General features: G+C 68.2%; 17 protein-coding genes. 12 read left to right on the top strand and 5 right to left on the bottom strand.

The genetic code is table 11. From position 1 onward, the window contains the following. Window positions 1–112: 112 nt before the first annotated feature. Window positions 113–1,276, top strand: a complete 1,164-nt coding sequence (locus DBO33_RS27425; RefSeq protein WP_107660625.1) for an epoxide hydrolase family protein — start codon at window positions 113–115, stop codon at window positions 1,274–1,276. Between the two features lie 501 nt (window positions 1,277–1,777). Continuing rightward, window positions 1,778–2,164 carry a PPOX class F420-dependent oxidoreductase gene (locus tag DBO33_RS27420; RefSeq protein WP_107657648.1) on the top strand — a complete coding sequence of 129 codons (387 nt, stop codon included), beginning with the start codon at window positions 1,778–1,780 and terminating at the stop codon, window positions 2,162–2,164. Between the two features lie 154 nt (window positions 2,165–2,318). On the opposite strand, the gene DBO33_RS27415 is transcribed toward DBO33_RS27420, so the two are convergent. Beyond that, the gene (locus DBO33_RS27415) at window positions 2,319–2,582 is read right to left on the bottom strand and encodes a helix-turn-helix transcriptional regulator (RefSeq protein ID WP_107660624.1); all 264 of its coding nucleotides are present in this window, start codon (window positions 2,580–2,582) and stop codon (window positions 2,319–2,321) included. A 206-nt stretch (window positions 2,583–2,788) separates the two neighbouring features. Between DBO33_RS27415 and map the strand changes: the two genes are divergently transcribed. Further along, window positions 2,789–3,556, top strand: coding sequence for a type I methionyl aminopeptidase (gene map / locus DBO33_RS27410; protein ID WP_107657647.1), 768 nt, complete (start codon window positions 2,789–2,791; stop codon window positions 3,554–3,556). 275 nt (window positions 3,557–3,831) lie between these two features. On the opposite strand, the gene DBO33_RS27405 is transcribed toward map, so the two are convergent. Beyond that, the gene (locus tag DBO33_RS27405) at window positions 3,832–4,554 is read right to left on the bottom strand and encodes a VOC family protein (protein ID WP_107657646.1); all 723 of its coding nucleotides are present in this window, start codon (window positions 4,552–4,554) and stop codon (window positions 3,832–3,834) included. Window positions 4,555–4,669: 115 nt separating this feature from the next. Here DBO33_RS27405 and DBO33_RS27400 point away from each other — a divergent pair, with 115 nt between their 5' ends. Both DBO33_RS27400 and DBO33_RS27395 read left to right on the top strand, forming a co-directional pair. After that, the gene (locus DBO33_RS27400; protein WP_107657645.1) at window positions 4,670–5,218 is read left to right on the top strand and encodes a PadR family transcriptional regulator; all 549 of its coding nucleotides are present in this window, start codon (window positions 4,670–4,672) and stop codon (window positions 5,216–5,218) included. 18 nt (window positions 5,219–5,236) lie between these two features. Next, window positions 5,237–5,620, top strand: coding sequence for a PPOX class F420-dependent oxidoreductase (locus tag DBO33_RS27395; protein WP_107657644.1), 384 nt, complete (start codon window positions 5,237–5,239; stop codon window positions 5,618–5,620). A gap of 83 nt (window positions 5,621–5,703) precedes the next feature. Here the strand turns inward: DBO33_RS27395 and DBO33_RS27390 are convergent, their stop codons facing one another. Both DBO33_RS27390 and DBO33_RS27385 read right to left on the bottom strand, forming a co-directional pair. After that, on the bottom strand, window positions 5,704–7,089 hold the full coding sequence (locus DBO33_RS27390; RefSeq protein ID WP_107657643.1) for a metallopeptidase TldD-related protein: 1,386 nt from the start codon (window positions 7,087–7,089) through the stop codon (window positions 5,704–5,706). Then, window positions 7,086–8,639: a TldD/PmbA family protein gene (locus DBO33_RS27385; protein WP_407670539.1), complete on the bottom strand. Its 1,554-nt coding sequence runs from the start codon at window positions 8,637–8,639 to the stop codon at window positions 7,086–7,088. The genes DBO33_RS27390 and DBO33_RS27385 overlap by 4 nt, the downstream gene beginning before the upstream one ends. A 174-nt stretch (window positions 8,640–8,813) precedes the next feature. Between DBO33_RS27385 and DBO33_RS27380 the strand changes: the two genes are divergently transcribed. Next, complete coding sequence (locus DBO33_RS27380; RefSeq protein ID WP_234391070.1) at window positions 8,814–9,458, top strand: TetR/AcrR family transcriptional regulator; 645 nt, start codon at window positions 8,814–8,816, stop codon at window positions 9,456–9,458. Here DBO33_RS27380 and DBO33_RS27375 read toward each other — a convergent pair whose 3' ends face one another. Then, on the bottom strand, window positions 9,459–10,226 hold the full coding sequence (locus DBO33_RS27375; RefSeq protein ID WP_107660621.1) for a TSUP family transporter: 768 nt from the start codon (window positions 10,224–10,226) through the stop codon (window positions 9,459–9,461). Window positions 10,227–10,404: 178 nt separating this feature from the next. On the opposite strand from DBO33_RS27375, the gene DBO33_RS27370 reads away from it, so the two are divergent. From DBO33_RS27370 to DBO33_RS27345, 6 genes are all read left to right on the top strand, one after another. After that, window positions 10,405–11,580 carry a sensor histidine kinase gene (locus DBO33_RS27370; protein WP_234391069.1) on the top strand — a complete coding sequence of 392 codons (1,176 nt, stop codon included), beginning with the start codon at window positions 10,405–10,407 and terminating at the stop codon, window positions 11,578–11,580. Window positions 11,581–11,804: 224 nt separating this feature from the next. Beyond that, entirely contained in the window at window positions 11,805–12,464 is a 660-nt protein-coding gene (locus DBO33_RS27365; protein WP_107657642.1) for a response regulator, read from the top strand. 104 nt (window positions 12,465–12,568) lie between these two features. Beyond that, window positions 12,569–13,984, top strand: a complete 1,416-nt coding sequence (locus tag DBO33_RS27360) for a vanadium-dependent haloperoxidase (RefSeq protein WP_107657641.1) — start codon at window positions 12,569–12,571, stop codon at window positions 13,982–13,984. Between the two features lie 93 nt (window positions 13,985–14,077). Further along, a complete protein-coding gene (locus DBO33_RS27355) occupies window positions 14,078–14,560 on the top strand; it encodes an FxsA family protein (RefSeq protein ID WP_107657640.1) in 483 nt (160 codons plus the stop codon). 76 nt (window positions 14,561–14,636) lie between these two features. After that, entirely contained in the window at window positions 14,637–14,879 is a 243-nt protein-coding gene (locus DBO33_RS27350) for a ribbon-helix-helix protein, CopG family (RefSeq protein WP_107657639.1), read from the top strand. A gap of 40 nt (window positions 14,880–14,919) precedes the next feature. Beyond that, on the top strand, window positions 14,920–16,515 hold the full coding sequence (locus tag DBO33_RS27345; RefSeq protein WP_107657638.1) for an amidohydrolase: 1,596 nt from the start codon (window positions 14,920–14,922) through the stop codon (window positions 16,513–16,515). Window positions 16,516–16,522 lie beyond the last annotated feature (7 nt).

Here is a 16,522-nt window from a genome sequence, read left to right as displayed (position 1 = left end):
GGGGCAGCCGTTGGCGGTCGTGAGGTCTCCGCTTCGATCGAATCTCGAAGAATCTGACCGAATTTTGGATTGCGGAAGGAAGTCTTCCGCAATGCCCGCGAGGGTGGTTCCCATGACGAACACAGACATCCACCCCTTCCGTATCGACATCCCGCAGGCCGAGCTCGATGAACTGCGGGACCGGCTGGCACATGCTCGGATCCCGCATCCGGTGCCGGGGACCGAGAACGATTGGCGCCGCGGCATCGCGCCCGCCTACCTCGCGGAGTTGGCGCAGTATTGGCGTGATGACTTCGACTGGCGGGCGCAGGAGGCGAAGCTGAACGCGCACGACCAGTTCACGACCGAGATCGATGGGCAGACAATCCATTTCATTCATGTGCGATCGGCGGAAGAGGGAGCGGTGCCGCTGCTGATCACGCACGGTTACCCGGGGTCGGTGGTCGAGTTCCTCGACCTGATCGGGCCGTTGACGGATCCTGTTGCCTACGGCGGTGATTCGGCGGACGCGTTCCATGTGGTGATTCCGTCGCTGCCCGGGTTCGGGTTCTCGACGCCGCTGGCTGCGACCGGGTGGGAGTTGGCGCGGACCACGGAGGCGTTCGCGGAGTTGATGACTCGGCTCGGATACGAGAAGTTCGTCGCGCAGGGCGGGGATGTGGGTGCCGGGGTGACCGGGCGGCTGGCCGCGCTGTACCCGGAGCGGGTGATCGCCACGCACGTCAACAGCGATCAAGGTTCGCTCGGGCTCGTCGGTGAGCAGCTGCCGATTCCGGACGGCCTGACCGACGAGGAACTGGCGGAGATCCATGCAGCGCAGGCCCAATGGGCGGAGCAAAAGGGTTACCTGGTGCTGCAATCGACCCAGCCCAATGCCATCGCCGCCGCCTTGACCGACTCGCCTATCGCGCAATTGGCGTGGATCGCTGAGAAGTTCCAGGTCTGGACCGATCCGGCGCGTCCCGCCGGCGAGGCGGTCGACCGCGATGTCCTGCTGACCAACATCAGCATCTACTGGTTCACCCGTAGCGGTGCCTCGGCCGCTCAGTTCCTCTGGGAGACAGCGCATTCAGGGACGGGCTGGGCGATGCCGTCCGGCGTCCCGCAGGGTATGGCGGTGTTCAATACGAGCCCGCTGATGCGTCGGGTCATGAATCCGGACGGCAACATCGAGCACTTCACCGAGTACGCCGAAGGTGGTCTTTTCGCGGCCTTGGAACAGCCGAAGCTGTTCCTTGAAGATGTGCGGACGTTCTCCCGCAAGCATCGGGGGTGAGTCGCGCAGGTGGGGTGCGCCGATCCGCGCCCCCCGCCGGTGAGCGGGGCCAGCGTGGCGAGCAGAGCCACCAGGGCTAGCGGGCTGAGCGGGCCAGTCGGGCGAGCGGGGCAGCGGCCGAGTCGGGCGAGCGGGACAGCGGGCGAGCGGGGCAGCGCGCGAGCAGGGCCGGTGGGTCTAGCGGGGTGAGCGGGCGAGTCGGGCGAGCGGGGCAGCGGGCGAGTCGGGCGAGCGGGGCGGCGGGCGAGCAGGGCTGGTGGGGCGACCGGCGACAGTAGGGCTGCTAGCGGGGCCAGTGGGGTCAGTGGCCTCGAGCGAGTTGGGCGGCGGTGCGCGGCATCCATCCGGGCGGTCGGCAGGCGCCAGAGCGGGGATGGTTGGGCCGCTCCGACTGTCGTGGTTGTAGCTGGTTTCTGGCGCACCGATACGTCACCGCGCGTACGACGGAATTCTGCCTGTGGGCGGATGTCGCGCCGGGCTCGGCGGCCTACTGTTTTCGCTATGACATGGAAAGAGCTGGGGGCGAGCAGGTTCGCGCTGCTGACCACTTATAAGAAGGACGGCACGCCGGTGGGGACGCCGGTGTGGGTAGCGCCGGATGGCGACCGGATCGTCGTATGGACCAATTCGAAGACGTGGAAGGTCAAGCGCATCCGGCGCAATGCCGAGGTGACGTTGCAGCAGTGCGATGGGCGTGGTCGTCCGAAAGGCGACGAGGTGTTCGCCGGGACCGCGACGATCCTGGACGCCGAGGGAACTCAGCGCGTACGTGACCTGGTCTCCCGCAAGTACGGCGTCATCGGCACGGTGGCCATCAAGTCGCACAAGCTGTTTCGCGGGGCCGAGGCCTCTGTTGGTCTCGCCATCACCCCGCGACCCGGCGAGTAGTGCTTGACCCCGTGGCACGGCGGGGTTCTACCGCCACCACGTCCCGTAAGCCCTTGGATACCGTGCCTCGACGGGACATAGGGGCGGGCTCACTCGCACTTCGCCGCCACCGTGTCCCGTTGATCATGAAACCCGTCGGGGGACGGGACTTGGGTCAGGCGGATTCGGCTAGTCCGGCGGCGCGCCAGGTGTCGGCCAGGTCTTGGAGGGGGAGATCTAGGACGAGGCTCAGGGCGACGACGGTGCCGAAGGCGGGGGAGGGGAGGCGGCCCGTTTCGATCTTGCGGAGGGTTTCCGGGGAAATGCCCGCCGCTCGGGCGACATCGGTGAGGTCGCGGTCGGCGCGGGCCGCGCGCAGGGCGGTGCCGAGGCGGCGGCCGGCGTCGATTTGAGCCGGAGTCAACGGGAGACGGACCATGGGGACAGGGTAGAGATGGTATTTAAATACCGCAAGGTTCCTGATAAACATGTTCCTACGTAGATATGCGCATCTAACGATGTTCACACCCCGAGTCGGCGAGCGTCGGTCCCTGGGGTTGGGAACAACGGCCAAGACTGGCGGGTTGGTATTAAAATACCGAATGAGTTAGGGTGGTATTAAAATACCGAGATTGGGGTTAGTTGATGGTGGAGTTGAAGACGCCGGGTGAGATCGAACGGATGCTGGTGACGGGCCAGTTCGTGGCCGAGGTGCTGGGGGAGTTACGGGAGCGCGCCCGCGTCGGCGTGAACCTGCTGGAACTGGAAGCCCATGTGCGCGAGAAGATTCGGCTGCGCGGCGCGCAGTCGTGCTACTGGGACTACTCGCCGTCCTTCGGCCGCGGCCCATTCCGCAACACCGTCTGCCTCTCGGTCAACGACGCTGTGCTGCATGGACTTCCGTTCGATTACGCCCTCCGCGACGGCGACGTGCTGACCATGGACCTCGCCGTCGGCATCGACGGCTGGGTAGCCGACTCGGCGACGACCATCGTGGTCGGCACGGCCGCCCCGGAAGACCTCCGCCTGATCCGCGCAACGGAGGACGCCCTCGCCGCCGCCATCGCAGTCGCGCTGCCGGGCAACCGCATCGGCGACATCTCCGCCGCGATCTCGGCCGTCGCACACGACTACGGCTACCCGGTGAACACCGAATTCGGCGGCCACGGTCTGGGCCGCACCATGCACGAGGACCCGCACATCCCCAACGCGGGCAAGCCGGGCCGCGGCTACCGCCTGCGCCCCGGCCTCACCATCGCCATCGAACCCTGGTTCGCCCGCACCACCGACCGCGTCGTCACCGACCCCGACGGCTGGACCCTGCGCTCCGCCGACGGCTCTCGCACCGCCCACTCCGAACACACCATCGCCATCACCGACGATGTTCCCAAGGTGCTGACCCTCGCTCGGTAAGAAGCCGCGCAACACCTTCGCCTCGACTGTCCGAGAGTCCCAGCCATGGTGCCGTAGTGCATTGATGACCCGACGCCTCGGTGGCTGACGACTGATGGCTCGAGCTATCGCTGGTCCGACGGCCCGATGGTGAGGTGCTCGACGCCCCGACCCCTCAACGGCCGCGCCGCACCTCTAGTCGACCGTCACCTCATTCCCGGTGCCGTGACGCCTCGGTGGCTCGATACCACCCGGTGGTCGGCACGCGCCATGCCGACCACCGGCGCCGACCTCAATTACTCGGCGTCAGCCAACCACTGCTCCAAGTCGGCCGCGATCTGAAGATGCTCCGCGATCTCGGCGCGCTCCCCGTCGGACAACTCGAGTCCCGCTATCTCGCTACGCAATTCGGCCGCCCGTTCCGGATTGCCCATCGCCACAGCCAATTCGGTGAGCTCTGCCAACGCGTGCGCCTTGTCGAGCACCGACGCGGTGGCGGCGAAGCGGCGCAGTCCGGCTTCGAGTGTTTTGCGGGCCGCCTCGTCGTCCTCCTTGGAGAATCGCAGGATCCGCGCGTTATCCAGAACTCGTTGCAGCCCTTGCAGTTCCCTTGATCCGCCGTACTCGAAATCGGGTTCGTCGCGTTGGATATAGGTAACACTGTTGCCGCTCGGATCGGTGACGCTGAAGCGCGTCTGGCCGGGACGGAATCGGCTGATGTGCGGTATGCCCTTGATCGGAATGCGGCCGAAATGCTCGCGGAGCGCGGCGCTGAACTGCTTGTGCAGGGGTGCTACCTCGTCGACCATGACCAGGCAGCCCGCCGCCTCGATGTCTTCCGCGCTTCGTGTGTCTTTCGGGTCGCGGTAGAAGTTCAAGCCGTAGCCGTTGCGTTCCACCGCACCGAAGGCGTAAGGGCTGGTCTGCTCGCAGGTCACCTTGTATCCCAAGGCCTGATAGAACGCGAGCGTCTCGGTCAAGTTGCCGCCCCACATCACCGGTACTGCCGTGTCGCCCATGAAAAGCCTCCCACTACCTGCGGTAATCAATTTTGACTAGCAAAGGGTAGGGCGGTCGCGATCCAGAAGTCAAGTTTGACTACTGTAGAAATTTCCTATCTGAAGGAGGTCGCCGATGTCGGCTGTGCGCCTGTTGGTGCTGGGGGTGATGCGCCTGCGTCAGCCCACCTACGGCTACGCCGTGCGGCGCGAATTGCTGTCGTGGCGTGCGGAAACGTGGACGAACGTGAAGCCGGGCTCGATCTACCACGCGCTGAAACAGCTGACTCAGGAAGGCAAACTGAGCGCCTACGGCACCGAGGGCAGCAGCCAAGGCCCGGGCCGCACGCTGTTCCAGCTGACCGACGAGGGCGAAGCCGAGTTCCGCAAGCTGATGGACGAGGCGTTGGTCAGCATTGACATGGAGGAACTCGGCGCGGGCATCGCGTTCATGGACGCGCTGCCCCGCGCGCACGTCATCGAGAAGTTGCGCGAACAGCGCCGCCGCAGCGAGGAGGTCCGCGTCGGCCTGCTCGAGATGATCCCCGACTTCCCCGGCCGCGGCGAGCCGCCGCACGCGACGGACCTGCTCGAACTGTGGAGCAGCGTCTTCGGCAACCTCACGGGCTGGACCGACGGCGTGGTGGCTCGCCTCGAAGCAGGCGAATACCGAATGTCCGAATAGAACGCCTACGCTGCGTGCATGACCAACACGCTCGGAGCCGTCGGCACATCCGATTACGTTCTGCTGACCACGTTCCGCAAGGACGGCACGCCGGTCGGCACGCCGGTGTGGGCGGTCGCCGACGGCGACAAGCTCTACGTCTGGACGGTCACCGACAGCTGGAAGGTGAAGCGCCTGCGCCGCAACCCCGACGTCACCGTGCAGCCGTGCAACGTGCGCGGCAAGCCGCACGGCGAGGTGGTCACGGGCACCGGGCGCATCCTCGACCAGGACGGCACCGATCGCGTGCGCAAGTTGCTCATGCGCAAGTACTGGCTGATGGGTCCGATCACCATCCTCGGCAGCAATCTGCGCCGCGGCAAGAAGGGCACCGTCGCCGTCGAGATCACCTTCCCCGGTTGATCATTCGCGGAAACCGAGGAGAGTCGAATGGCTGCTGCGCGGGATCCTCAGCGACCAGATGACTCTCCTCGTCGGCACCCGAGTCAGGTGGCCTGACTGACCGAGGACATGTGGAAGTCCGGAATTCGCAAGGGCGGCATGGCCGTTCGGGTGAACCAGTCCTTCCACTCGCGCGGCAGCGTGACCTCGGTGGCGCCCGCTTCGGTGACCCGGCGCAGCAGATCCAGCGGACTCTCGTTGAACCGGAAGTTGTTGACCGCCGCGGTTACTGCACCGTTCTCGACGAGGTAGACGCCGTCACGGGTCAGCCCGGTGAGCAGCAGACTGGCCGGGTCGACTTCGCGGATATACCAGAGCGTGGTGAGCAGCAAGCCGCGCTCGGTGCGCGCGATCATCTCGTCGAGCGTGGCGCCGGAACCACCGGTGAGTAGCAGGTTGTCGCCGGGAACCGTAGGGGCGGTACCGAATTCGGTGGCGGCGGCGCGCGGGTAGACCAGCGATTGGATGACGCCCTCGCGCACCCAGTCGACCCGGTCGGCGGACAACCCGTTATCGAAGACCGAGACCGCTTGGGAGGACGAGGATGTCGCGACGAACGGGCAGTACTCGAGTCCGGCGACCTTCGGGTCGGAGTACAGCGTCAGCGGAATGTCGGTGAGCCGCTCGCCGATTCGGGTGCCGCCGGCCCGGGAGAACGCGGTGTGGCCTTCGTGCGCGCCACGACCTTCCATCTCCCAGTTCATATAGATCATCAGATCGGCGACGGCCGAGGGCGGCAGCAGGGTCTCGTAGCGGCCAGCGGGCAGTTCGACCTTGCGCTTGGCCCAGTCCAGTCGCCGGGACAGCTCGGTGAGCAGGCCCGGCACGTCGACATCGGTGAAGTCCGGGGTGCCGACGCCGACCCAGGCGCTGGCGAGATCGCTTCCCGTGCCGCGTTTTCCGTTGATCTCCACCGAACCGGTGGGCTGCACGAAGCGACGCCGGAGACCGGTCGAGGAGCCCAGCCAGATCGTCTGCACGGTGTGGTGGGCGAAACCGTAGAGGCGGTCGCTACCGTCGAAACCGGCGGACAGGCCGCGGGCGAGATCGGTGAACACCTCGATGTCGGTGCTGCCGGGGGCGGCGGCCCAGTCGTCGGCGGGCACGTCCGAATCCAGCAGCGGCATCGCGTCGCGGGCGGGTTCGGCGGTGCGTGCCGCCGCCTCGCTCTTGCGTACGACCGCTTCGATCTCGGCCGGGTCGACGCTGGTCGAGCCGATGGTGCCGACGCGTGCCGCGCCGGCCTCGTCGCGGAAGATCGAGACAACGGACCATGCGCGCGACACCGAGGATCCGTTGGTGGTCATCGAGTTTCCGGCCCAGCGCAGCGACGCGTCGTGCGAATCGGTGACGAGCACGATCGCCTCGTCGGCCTGGGACAGGGCGAGCGCGCGTTCGACGACCTCGCCCGCAGGGATAAGCGCGGTCATTGGCCCGCCTCCGTCCGGGTATTGAGAATGTTGATGCCGCGCACCAGCACCGACGGGCAGCCGTGGCTCACCGCCGCGACCTGGCCGGGTTGGGCCTTACCGCAGTTGGCCGCGCCGCCGAGCTGCCAGGTGGACGGTCCGCCGACGGCTTCCATGGCACCCCAGAAGTCGGTGGTGGTGGCCTGGTAGGCGACGTCGCGCAGCTGGCCGTCGAGCTTGCCGTCGCGGATGCGGAAGAAGCGCTGGCCGGTGAACTGGAAGTTGTAGCGCTGCATATCGATCGACCACGACTTGTCGCCGACGATGTAGATGCCGTTGTCGACCCGGGAGATGAGTTCGGCGGTGCTGGTGTCGCGCTCGGGGTCGGGTTGCAGCGAGACGTTCGCCATCCGCTGGATCGGCACGTGATGCGCGGAGTCGGCGTAGGAGCAGCCGTTGGAGCGGTCCAGGCCCAGGCGCGGCGCGAAGACCCGGTCCAGCTGGTAGCCGACCAGGATGCCGTCGCGCACCAGGTCCCAGCGTTGCCCGGCGACGCCCTCGTCGTCGTAGCCGATGCTGGCCAGGCCGTGCGCCTCGGTGCGGTCGCCGGTGACGTGCATGATCGGCGTGCCGTACTGGAGCTTGCCGAGCTTGTCCGGTGTTGCGAACGAGGTGCCCGCGTAGGCGGATTCGTAGCCGATGGCCCGGTCGTATTCGGTGGCGTGGCCGATGGATTCGTGGATGGTCAGCCACAGGTTGGTCGGGTCGATCACGAGATCGGTCGGGCCGGGGGTGACCGTCGGCGCCTTCACCTTCTCGGCGAGCCACTCCGGGATGTGCGCGAGTTCGTCGGCCCAGTCCCAGGTGCCGTCGGCGCCCGTGACGTACTCCCAGCCGCGGCCGACCGGAGCCGCTAGCGTGCGCATGGTCTCGAACACGCCCGCCGAGGAGTCGACGGTCGTCGCCTCCAACTGCGGGTGCAGCCGGACGCGCTGCTGGGTGATGGACGAGCCCGCGGTGTCGGCGTAGAAGGTCTGCTCTTTCACCTGCAGCACCGACGCGGTGACGTGGTCGACGCCGTCCGCGCTGGACAGGCGGCCCGAATAGTCTTGCAGCAGATCGACCTTGTCGGCGGTCGGCACCGTGAACGGATCCAGGTCGTAGGCCGAGACCCAGCGCACGTTGTCGTAGATCGGCTCGTCGGCGAGTTCGACGCGCTCGCGGTTGAGCGCGCGCAAGGTCGTCGCGACGGTCACCGCGCGGCGGGCCACCTCCACCGCCGTCGCGGGGGTCAGGGCGGCGTGCGAGGCGAAACCCCACGTACCGTCGACGATCACCCGGACCGCCAAGCCGAGCTCGGCGTTGTCGGTGATCGACTCCACCCGCCCGTCGCGCAGCCGGATCGACTGGGTGACCAGCCGATGGACCCGCAGATCGGCATGGTGGGCGCCCGCCGCCTTCGCCGCGGTCAACGCGGCCTCGGCGAGCGCGGCCAGTGGGAGGTCGAGGAACTCGGCGTCCACATCCTTGGAAGTCGCGATGCTCACCCGGTCCAACCTAGTCGGTTCCATCCGAGAGGACTTGCGCCTACCGGGATTACACGCCGTGCGAGTTTGCAGCGCATGCAAACCAGCACGTAATGCACAGTGGCGCAGCGTGAAAGAACGGAGGGTAGGCGGCGGGAACGGCACGCGCGAAACCAGCGCCTACCGCGTCTGCCTCGCGAAATGCCGTACTGTGCCCGCGTGCCGCCATCCGCCCTTCGTGACCGTAAACGCGAACGTACCCGCCGAGCGCTGCTCGAGGCAGCCGTACAGCTGTTCGAGACGAGAGGCTATGAAGAAACTACGGTGGCCGACATCGCTGCGGTAGCCGATGTCGGGACCCGCACCTTCTTCAACTACTTCGCCAGCAAGGAAGAGCTACTTTTCCCGGAGACGGACGAGCGCGTGCGGGCCGCGGTGGCTGCGATCGGCAGCAGGCGGCCGGGGGAACGCCCGGTCGAGGTGTTGCTACGGGCCTTGCGTGCGGCCGGTGACAATCCCGGCGAGCATCTCGTCGACGACCTGAACGCCCGGATCGCCGCGCTGCGCGCGCAGGTGTCGCGCACCGTGCCCTCGGTGAGCGGGCGGGCCGCGCACGCGCAGCTGGTCGCGCAGCGCGAGATCGCCCGGCAGCTACACGTGGCGTTTCCGGCCGAACTGGACGAGGTCGGGGCCGCCGCGCTGGTCGGCGCCGTCGTCGGTGCCGTCTCGGGTGCGCTCACCGTGCTGTTCCAGCAGCCGTTGAACGGCGCCGAGGACGGCGAGCGGCTGCACCGGCGCATCCACGAGACGACCTCGCGGGTGCTCAAGCCGTGGCTTGCCTCGCAGGTCGAAACCCGGGGCTGATCAGCCGAACTGCTGCCACCCCAACCGGATCACCATCCCGACGACCACCACGAGCAGCACGACGCGAACGAACTTCGCGCCGTTGCGCAACGCCATGTGCGAGCCGACGATCGCGCCCGCTACATTGCCGACCGCCATGGCCGCGCCGAGCGCCCACAGGATGTTGCCGGTGGCGCCGAAGAAGATCAGCGCGCCGACGTTGGAACCGCAGTTGATCACCTTCGCCATCGCGGCGGCCCGGACGAACTCGGTGCCGAGCAGGGTGGCGAAGGTGATGATGAGGAAGGTGCCGGTGCCGGGACCGAGCAGGCCGTCGTAGAGGCCGACCAGGCCGGCGGCCAGCGCGATGGTGAGGATGAACTTGCGGCGCGTCGGCGGGTGCGTGGCGAGGGTGACGCCGATCGACGGGCGCAGCGTGACGAACACGGCGACGGCGACGAGCACCACCATCACGATGGGGATGAACAGCTCGCGGTCGATCAACGACACGGCCGCGGCGCCGATCGCGGCGGTGACCGCGGCGATCACGGCTGCGGGCAGCAGCACTCGCCAGCGCAACGGCACCTTTCTGGCGAAGGTCACCACCGACGCGCCGGTGCCCGCGACCGCCGCCAGCTTGTTGGTGCCGAGCGCGGTCTGCGGTGTGATGGTCGGCGCGACGAGGAACAACGTCGGCAGGATGATCAATCCGCCGCCACCGACCACCGCGTCCACCCAGCCGGCGGCCGTCGCCGCCGTCAAAAGAACTGCCCAATCACCGATCTGCACGTCGGTGAGCCAATCAGATCGGATATCCAAGTCCAGTGAGCAGTCCAGTGCGTGGCCCGGCGCGGCGGCGGACTCGGACCGACGGCGTCGCGCGGGAGGTCCGGCTTCGAGCGGCATGGTCGACGGCGTCGCGGGGCGGGTGCCAGGCGAAACCGCTCGGTCGACCTAGGCTGAGGACGTGCGCCGGTTCAGTCTGTGGCTTCGTGGCAAGCCCATCGTTGCGGATTCGATGCTGGCGATTGTCCTGCTGGCGCTCGAGATCCTCGGCGCCGCCAATGCGGAGCACAAGGTCGCCTCGCTCGCCATCGGGTTGTGGTTGCCGGTTCCGGTGGTGTTCCGGCGGGTGTATCCGCGGGCGATGGCGGTGGCGTCGCTGCTGCTGTCGTTCACCGCGAGCGCGGTGCAGTACGTGGTGGGCGACGAAAAGGTCGAGCACATCACGTTGTTCAGCCTCGGCATCATGCTGTACACGCTGGTCGCTTATGTCGGGCGGCGGGAAGGTCTGTGGTTTGCGGCAGGTCTGGTCGCGGACACTGCGCTGTCGTACTCGGCGGAGGTCGTCAGGTCCGCCAGCGACGTCATCTTCACCGTCATGTTCTTCGCGTTGTGCTGGACGCTGGCCGAATTCATCGGGGCCCGGCACGCTTACGACACCGAGGTCGCGGCGCGGCTGGCGGTCGCCGACTACGACAAGGAGCGGCGCGCCCACGACGCCGTGTCCACCGAGCGCACCCGGATCGCGCGGGAACTGCACGACGTGGTCGCACACGCGGTGAGCGTGATCATCGTGCAGGCGGACGGCGCGCGCTACGCGTTGCGCCGCGATCCCGACGCGGCCGAACAAGCGCTCAGCACGATCGCGAGCACCGGTCGGGAGGCGCTGCGCGAATTACGCAGAACCGTCGCGCTTTTGCGCACCGAACACGCGCCCGACCAGTTGCCGCAGCACGGGACCGCGGGCCTGGCGCGGGTGGTCGAGATGATGCGCGGCACCGGCCTGGCGGTGGAACTCGAGCTGACCGGTGAGCTCGACGACATCGCACCCGAGGTCAGCCTCGGCGTGCACCGCATCGTGCAGGAATCGCTCACCAATACGCTGCGGCACGCGGGCCCGCACCCCAAGGCATGGGTGCAGATCCGCCGGCGCGACACCGACGTGACCATCGACATCAGCGACACCGGCGGGGTCCCGCTCGACGAGCCGTCCATGCGGTTCAAAGGCGGCGGCATGGGGTTGGTCGGCATGCGCGAACGCATCGCGGTCCTCGGCGGCACCTTGGAAACCGGCCGCGCCGCCGACGGTGCCTGGCGGGTGCACGCGACCATCCCGCTCGAACCCGGCTTTCCGGAGTAGTTGCGCCGCGCTGCCTTCCGCTCGTTGCGCGACCGGCCGGGCCGCCGCGTCCGTCGGGCACAAGAGTGCCCGCCGCTCATGAAACTGCCGGCAGATTTGGGTGCGCCAGGCGGAATCCATCGTGACCCCGGCGTGCGCCCGGCTCTGCTGCGGTGCCATCGCCAGCACCGACCGTGCGTGGTGGGCGAGCGGGTGCGCGGCCGTGGGCACGTTAGATTGGGGGCGTGCCGATCACCGTTCTCGTTGTGGATGACCAGGAACTCATGCGTATGGGGCTGAAGATGGTGCTCGGTGCGCATCCCGACATCGAGGTGATCGGGGAGGCGGCGAACGGGGCGGCCGCGGTGAGCCGGGCGGCGGAGTTGCGGCCCGATGTGGTGTTGATGGATGTGCGGATGCCCGTGGTGGACGGGGTGACCGCGACCGCGCGGATCGTCGACGCGGGCCACGGCTGCCGGGTGCTGGTGATGACCACGTTCGATCTCGACGAACACGCTCTCGGTGCGTTGCGCGCGGGGGCCAGCGGCTTCCTGCTGAAGGACACGCCGCCGGAGGATCTCATCTCCGCCATCCGCAGTGTCGCCGCGGGCGACGCGGTGGTGTCGCCGAAAGTGACCAAGCGCCTGCTGGATCGGCTCATCGCCGAGGATCCGGCGCGGATGCGCGACCCCGGTGTGCTGGAGGTGCTCACCGCGCGCGAACGCGAGGTGCTCGAGCAGATCGCCGCGGGCCGCTCGAACGCCGAAATCGCCGAGCAACTCTTCCTTTCCGAGGCCACGGTGAAAACTCATGTCGGCCGGGTGCTCACGAAACTCGGTCTGCGCGACCGGGTTCAGGCTGTGGTGCTGGCTTATGAGACCGGATTGGTGCGCCCCGGCGGCTGACGCCGACAACTCCGTAGCAAAACGCACGATGCCCCGACCATTTCGGGCTGTCCCTAGGAGTGTTCGAGTGCTGGACTGAACAGTACAAACTTCAGGGGGAAGTCATGGATTCTATTTTTTATTGGAATGCCGTCGCGCTGGAAGCGAATCGCATCAGCCACAGCAACGGCGCCAACGAACAGACGGGCCCGCCGCTCAGTGCGCGGGCGTTGGGCATCGTGCACCTGGCGATGTACGACGGCTACATCGGTGTGCTCGGCGACAGCGCGCAATACCCGCCGTATCTCCCCGATCTACCGCCCGCACCACCGGGCGCGAATGCCGATGCCGCGGTGGCCGGTGCGGCGCATTCGACGTTGACGTCGTTGTTCCCACGTCAGCGCGAGGCGATCGATCAGGCGCGGGACGAGGCGGGACTCAGCGGCCCCGGCGTCGACGAAGGACTGGCGTTCGGCCGGCTCGTCGCCGAACGGATCCTGGCCGACCGCGCCGACGACCCCGACGCGAGCGGCACCGGATACCAGCCCTCACCTGAGCGTTTCCACCACAGAGTCGACCCGTTCAACCCTAATCAGGGCTTCCACGGCCCGTTCTACGGCGCGCGATCCAAGCTGTTCTCCGCGACCGAACGGCACCGGAACGCGCCACCGCCCGACGGCGACGGCGCGGAGTACGTCGAGACGCAACGGATCGTCCGCGTCACCGGGATCGCCCCCGACCTGCTGGGCACTCTGCCGTCGTTCCTCATCGAGGGCCTCCCGCCGGACCGGCAGCGCCGCACCGAGGAACGGACGCTGATCGGCCTGTTCTGGGCTTACGACGGAGCGAACGGTATCGGCACACCGCCGCGTCTCTACAACCAGATCGTGCGCACGGTCGCCGAGAACCGGAACAATTCGACGCAGGAGAACGCGCGATTGTTCGCGCTGGTCAATGTCGCCATGGCCGACGCGGGAATCCTTTCCTGGGAGCAGAAATACTTCCACGACCTGTGGCGCCCCGTGCTCGGCATTCGGGAACACGCCCCGGCGATGGGACCGGGTGCGGTCGAAGGTGACAACGGCATCGGCACCGATACCCAGCTGGATTGGTTGCCGATGGGCGCACCGGCGTCGAATTCGACCAATCGGAATTTCACACCGAATTTCCCCGCCTATCCCTCCGGGCATGCGACATTCGGCGCGGCCGCCCTGCACATCGTGCGGCGGTTCTACGACATCGCCGAGGACGACCGGAATCCGGACGATCTCGCCGACGGCCTCACGTTCGTGTCCGACGAACTGAACGGCGTCACCACCGACAACACCGGCACGGTGCGCCCGCGCCACGTCCGCAGCTTCCCCGACGGGCTCTGGCAGATGATCGTGGAGAACGGACGCAGCCGGGTCTGGCTCGGCGTGCACTGGGAATTCGACTTCGCGCCGCGGCTGTTCGGCATCGGTGGCCTGGCCCTCGGACTCGACATCGCCAACGACATCTACAACACCGGGATGCGCAAGTCGACGGCCGGCCCGGGCTGACCCGCACCGGATCTCAGCGGGCTCTCAGGCGGATTCGGGAGAAAAATGGCGCCGCCGGACGTTGCAACCAGTAGATCGTCCGAAAGGATCGCCATGCCCGTCCTGGTATTCGTGCTCTACGTGGTCACCGAGATCGCCGCGCTGGTCGCCGTCGGCCAGTGGCTCGGCGTGATTCCCGCCATCCTGCTGCTGATCGCCGGATCGACGGCGGGCATGCTGCTCGTCGGCGCGCAGGGACGGCGGGTGTTCGAACAGTTCCGCCGGGCCGGGCGCGGCGAGATCGCACCGGGCACCGCGGTCGCCGACGGCGCGCTCGTCGCGACGGGCGCGGTGCTGATGTTCGTGCCCGGACTGGTCACCTCGCTGTTCGGCCTGCTGCTGCTGTTGCCGCCGACCCGGATGCTGGTGCGTCCGCTGCTCACCGCGTTCGCCGCCCGCCGGTTCGCCAAGCTGGCGGCCGCGGCGCCGTACCGCGGCGTGGTGATCGACGGCGATCAGGTGGTGGACGGCGTCGTGGTGCAGCAGTGGTACGACGACGGACAAGGCAACGCCCACCGCGCGATTACCAAGTCCTAGTCTCGCTATTACCAACGGGTAGTAAAGGCACGCCAGCGCGCTAGGGATCCGCGCGAAACAGGGCTATGGTGGCGCGATGGCCACCGAGCAACTCACCATCACGGTGAGCGAGGAGCTAGCCGCAGCGGTCAAGAAGGCTGCGGCTGCTGCCGGACAATCGATCTCCGGATTCACCGCCGCCGCGCTGCGGCTGGAACTGATCGCCATCGAAGCGGGGTGTCGACCCGGCTCGAATCCGGGGCCGTCGCGCTTCGCCGAAGTGATGACGGTGCTGGCGTGCCCCGAGGACACGGTGCCGCACCCCGTACTGAACGGCTGACCTGAACGCCTGAAACAGGCATACGGCAGACTGGTGCCTCGTGCATACCCAGTTGCTGATCGGCGGTCGTTTCTACAGCTCCAGTTCCCCGGATGCGACCGCGATGGCGGTCGCCGACGGAACCGTGGTCTGGCTGGGCGCCGAACAGCCGGGCCGGGCGCTGCACCCGGACGCCGAGGTCATCGACCTGGACGGCGCGTTCGTGGCGCCGGCCTTCGTCGATCCGCACGTGCACGTCACCGCGCTGGGGCTGAAGCTCACCGGACTCGACCTGTCCGCGGCCCGCTCGCTCGAGCACTGCCTGACCCTGCTGAGCGACTTCGCCGCGGCGCAGCCCACCGGTGCGATCCTCGGCGACGGCTGGGACGAAACCACCTGGCCGGAGGGGCGCCCGCCCACCACCGCGGAGATCGATGAGGCCGCGGGCGCACGGCCCGTGTATCTGTCCCGGGTGGACGCGCACTCGGCCGTGGTGTCCTCGGCCCTGCTCGACACCCTGCCGCAGGTCACCGCCGCCGACGGGTTCACCCGCGGCGAGCCGGTGCGCGCCGCCGCGCATCACCTCGTGCGCAGCGCGGTGCTCGCGGAACTCGATCGGGCACAACGAGATCGGGCCAGGACCGCGGCGCTGGACCACGCGGCCGCGCACGGCGTCGTCGCGGTGCACGAATGCGGGGGACCGGAGATCGCGGGCCGCACCGACATTCGTGAACTGCTCGACTTCCAGCACGGCGTCGAGGTGCGGGCGTACTGGGGTGAAGCGGTCGCCAGCGCGGATGAGGCACGCGCGCTGGTCGCCGAACTCGGGGTGCACGCTCTCGGCGGAGATCTGTTCGTAGACGGCTCTTTCGGATCCCACACCGCCTGGCTGCGCGACCCCTACGCCGACGACCCGGGTACCGGCCGCGCCTACCTCGACGCCGACACCATCACCGCCCACCTGCGCGCCTGCACCGAGGCAGGCATCCAAGCCGGCTTCCACGTGATCGGCGACGCCGCCATGGACGCGATCATCACCGGATTCGACCGTGTGGTCAGCGAATTCGGCGGCCCCGCCGTCGCCGCCCGCGGCCACCGCGTCGAACACGCCGAACTGCTCGACGCCGACCAGATCGCCAAACTCGCTTCCTGGGGCGTAATCGCCAGCGTGCAACCAGGATTCGACGCGGCATGGGGCGGCACCGGCGGCATGTACGCCGCCCGCCTCGGCGCCGAACGCGCCGCCACCCTGAACCCGTTCGCCGCCATGGCCGCCGCGGGCATCTCCCTCGCCATCGGCTCGGACGCCCCCGTCACTGCCCTGGACCCCTGGGCCGCCATCCGCGCCGCAGTCAACCACCGCACCCCCGGCCACGGCCTGTCCCCCCGCGCCGCCTTCGCTGCTGCCACCCGGGGCGCCTGGCGCGCGGGCGGCGTCCGCGACGGCATCGCAGGCACCCTCGTCCCCGGCGCCCCCGCCTCCTACGCAGTCTGGGACGCCGACGAACTCGTCGTCGCGTCCGCCGCCGACACCGTCCAACGCTGGTCCACCGACCCCAGATCCCGCGTCCCCGGCCTGCCGCCCCTGACACCGGACGCGCCCCTGCCGAACTGCCTGCGCACCGTGCACCGCGGAGCCGTCATCCATGAGGCGTGAACGCGCC

It is taken from the genome of Nocardia suismassiliense (assembly GCF_900269665.1).
GTDB lineage: Bacteria > Actinomycetota > Actinomycetes > Mycobacteriales > Mycobacteriaceae > Nocardia > Nocardia suismassiliense.
The sequence above is the reverse complement of the archived record's forward strand: the minus strand, read 5'-3'. Positions and strand labels throughout refer to the sequence as shown.

Coding starts and splice junctions, on each gene's coding strand:
- DBO33_RS27425 (WP_107660625.1), top strand. CDS start 113: ATGACGAACACAGACATCCACCCCTTCCGTATCGACATCCCGCAGGCC.
- DBO33_RS27420 (WP_107657648.1), top strand. CDS start 1,778: ATGACATGGAAAGAGCTGGGGGCGAGCAGGTTCGCGCTGCTGACCACT.
- DBO33_RS27415 (WP_107660624.1), bottom strand. CDS start 2,582: ATGGTCCGTCTCCCGTTGACTCCGGCTCAAATCGACGCCGGCCGCCGC.
- map (WP_107657647.1), top strand. CDS start 2,789: ATGGTGGAGTTGAAGACGCCGGGTGAGATCGAACGGATGCTGGTGACG.
- DBO33_RS27405 (WP_107657646.1), bottom strand. CDS start 4,554: ATGGGCGACACGGCAGTACCGGTGATGTGGGGCGGCAACTTGACCGAG.
- DBO33_RS27400 (WP_107657645.1), top strand. CDS start 4,670: ATGTCGGCTGTGCGCCTGTTGGTGCTGGGGGTGATGCGCCTGCGTCAG.
- DBO33_RS27395 (WP_107657644.1), top strand. CDS start 5,237: ATGACCAACACGCTCGGAGCCGTCGGCACATCCGATTACGTTCTGCTG.
- DBO33_RS27390 (WP_107657643.1), bottom strand. CDS start 7,089: ATGACCGCGCTTATCCCTGCGGGCGAGGTCGTCGAACGCGCGCTCGCC.
- DBO33_RS27385 (WP_407670539.1), bottom strand. CDS start 8,639: ATGGAACCGACTAGGTTGGACCGGGTGAGCATCGCGACTTCCAAGGAT.
- DBO33_RS27360 (WP_107657641.1), top strand. CDS start 12,569: ATGGATTCTATTTTTTATTGGAATGCCGTCGCGCTGGAAGCGAATCGC.
- DBO33_RS27355 (WP_107657640.1), top strand. CDS start 14,078: ATGCCCGTCCTGGTATTCGTGCTCTACGTGGTCACCGAGATCGCCGCG.
- DBO33_RS27350 (WP_107657639.1), top strand. CDS start 14,637: ATGGCCACCGAGCAACTCACCATCACGGTGAGCGAGGAGCTAGCCGCA.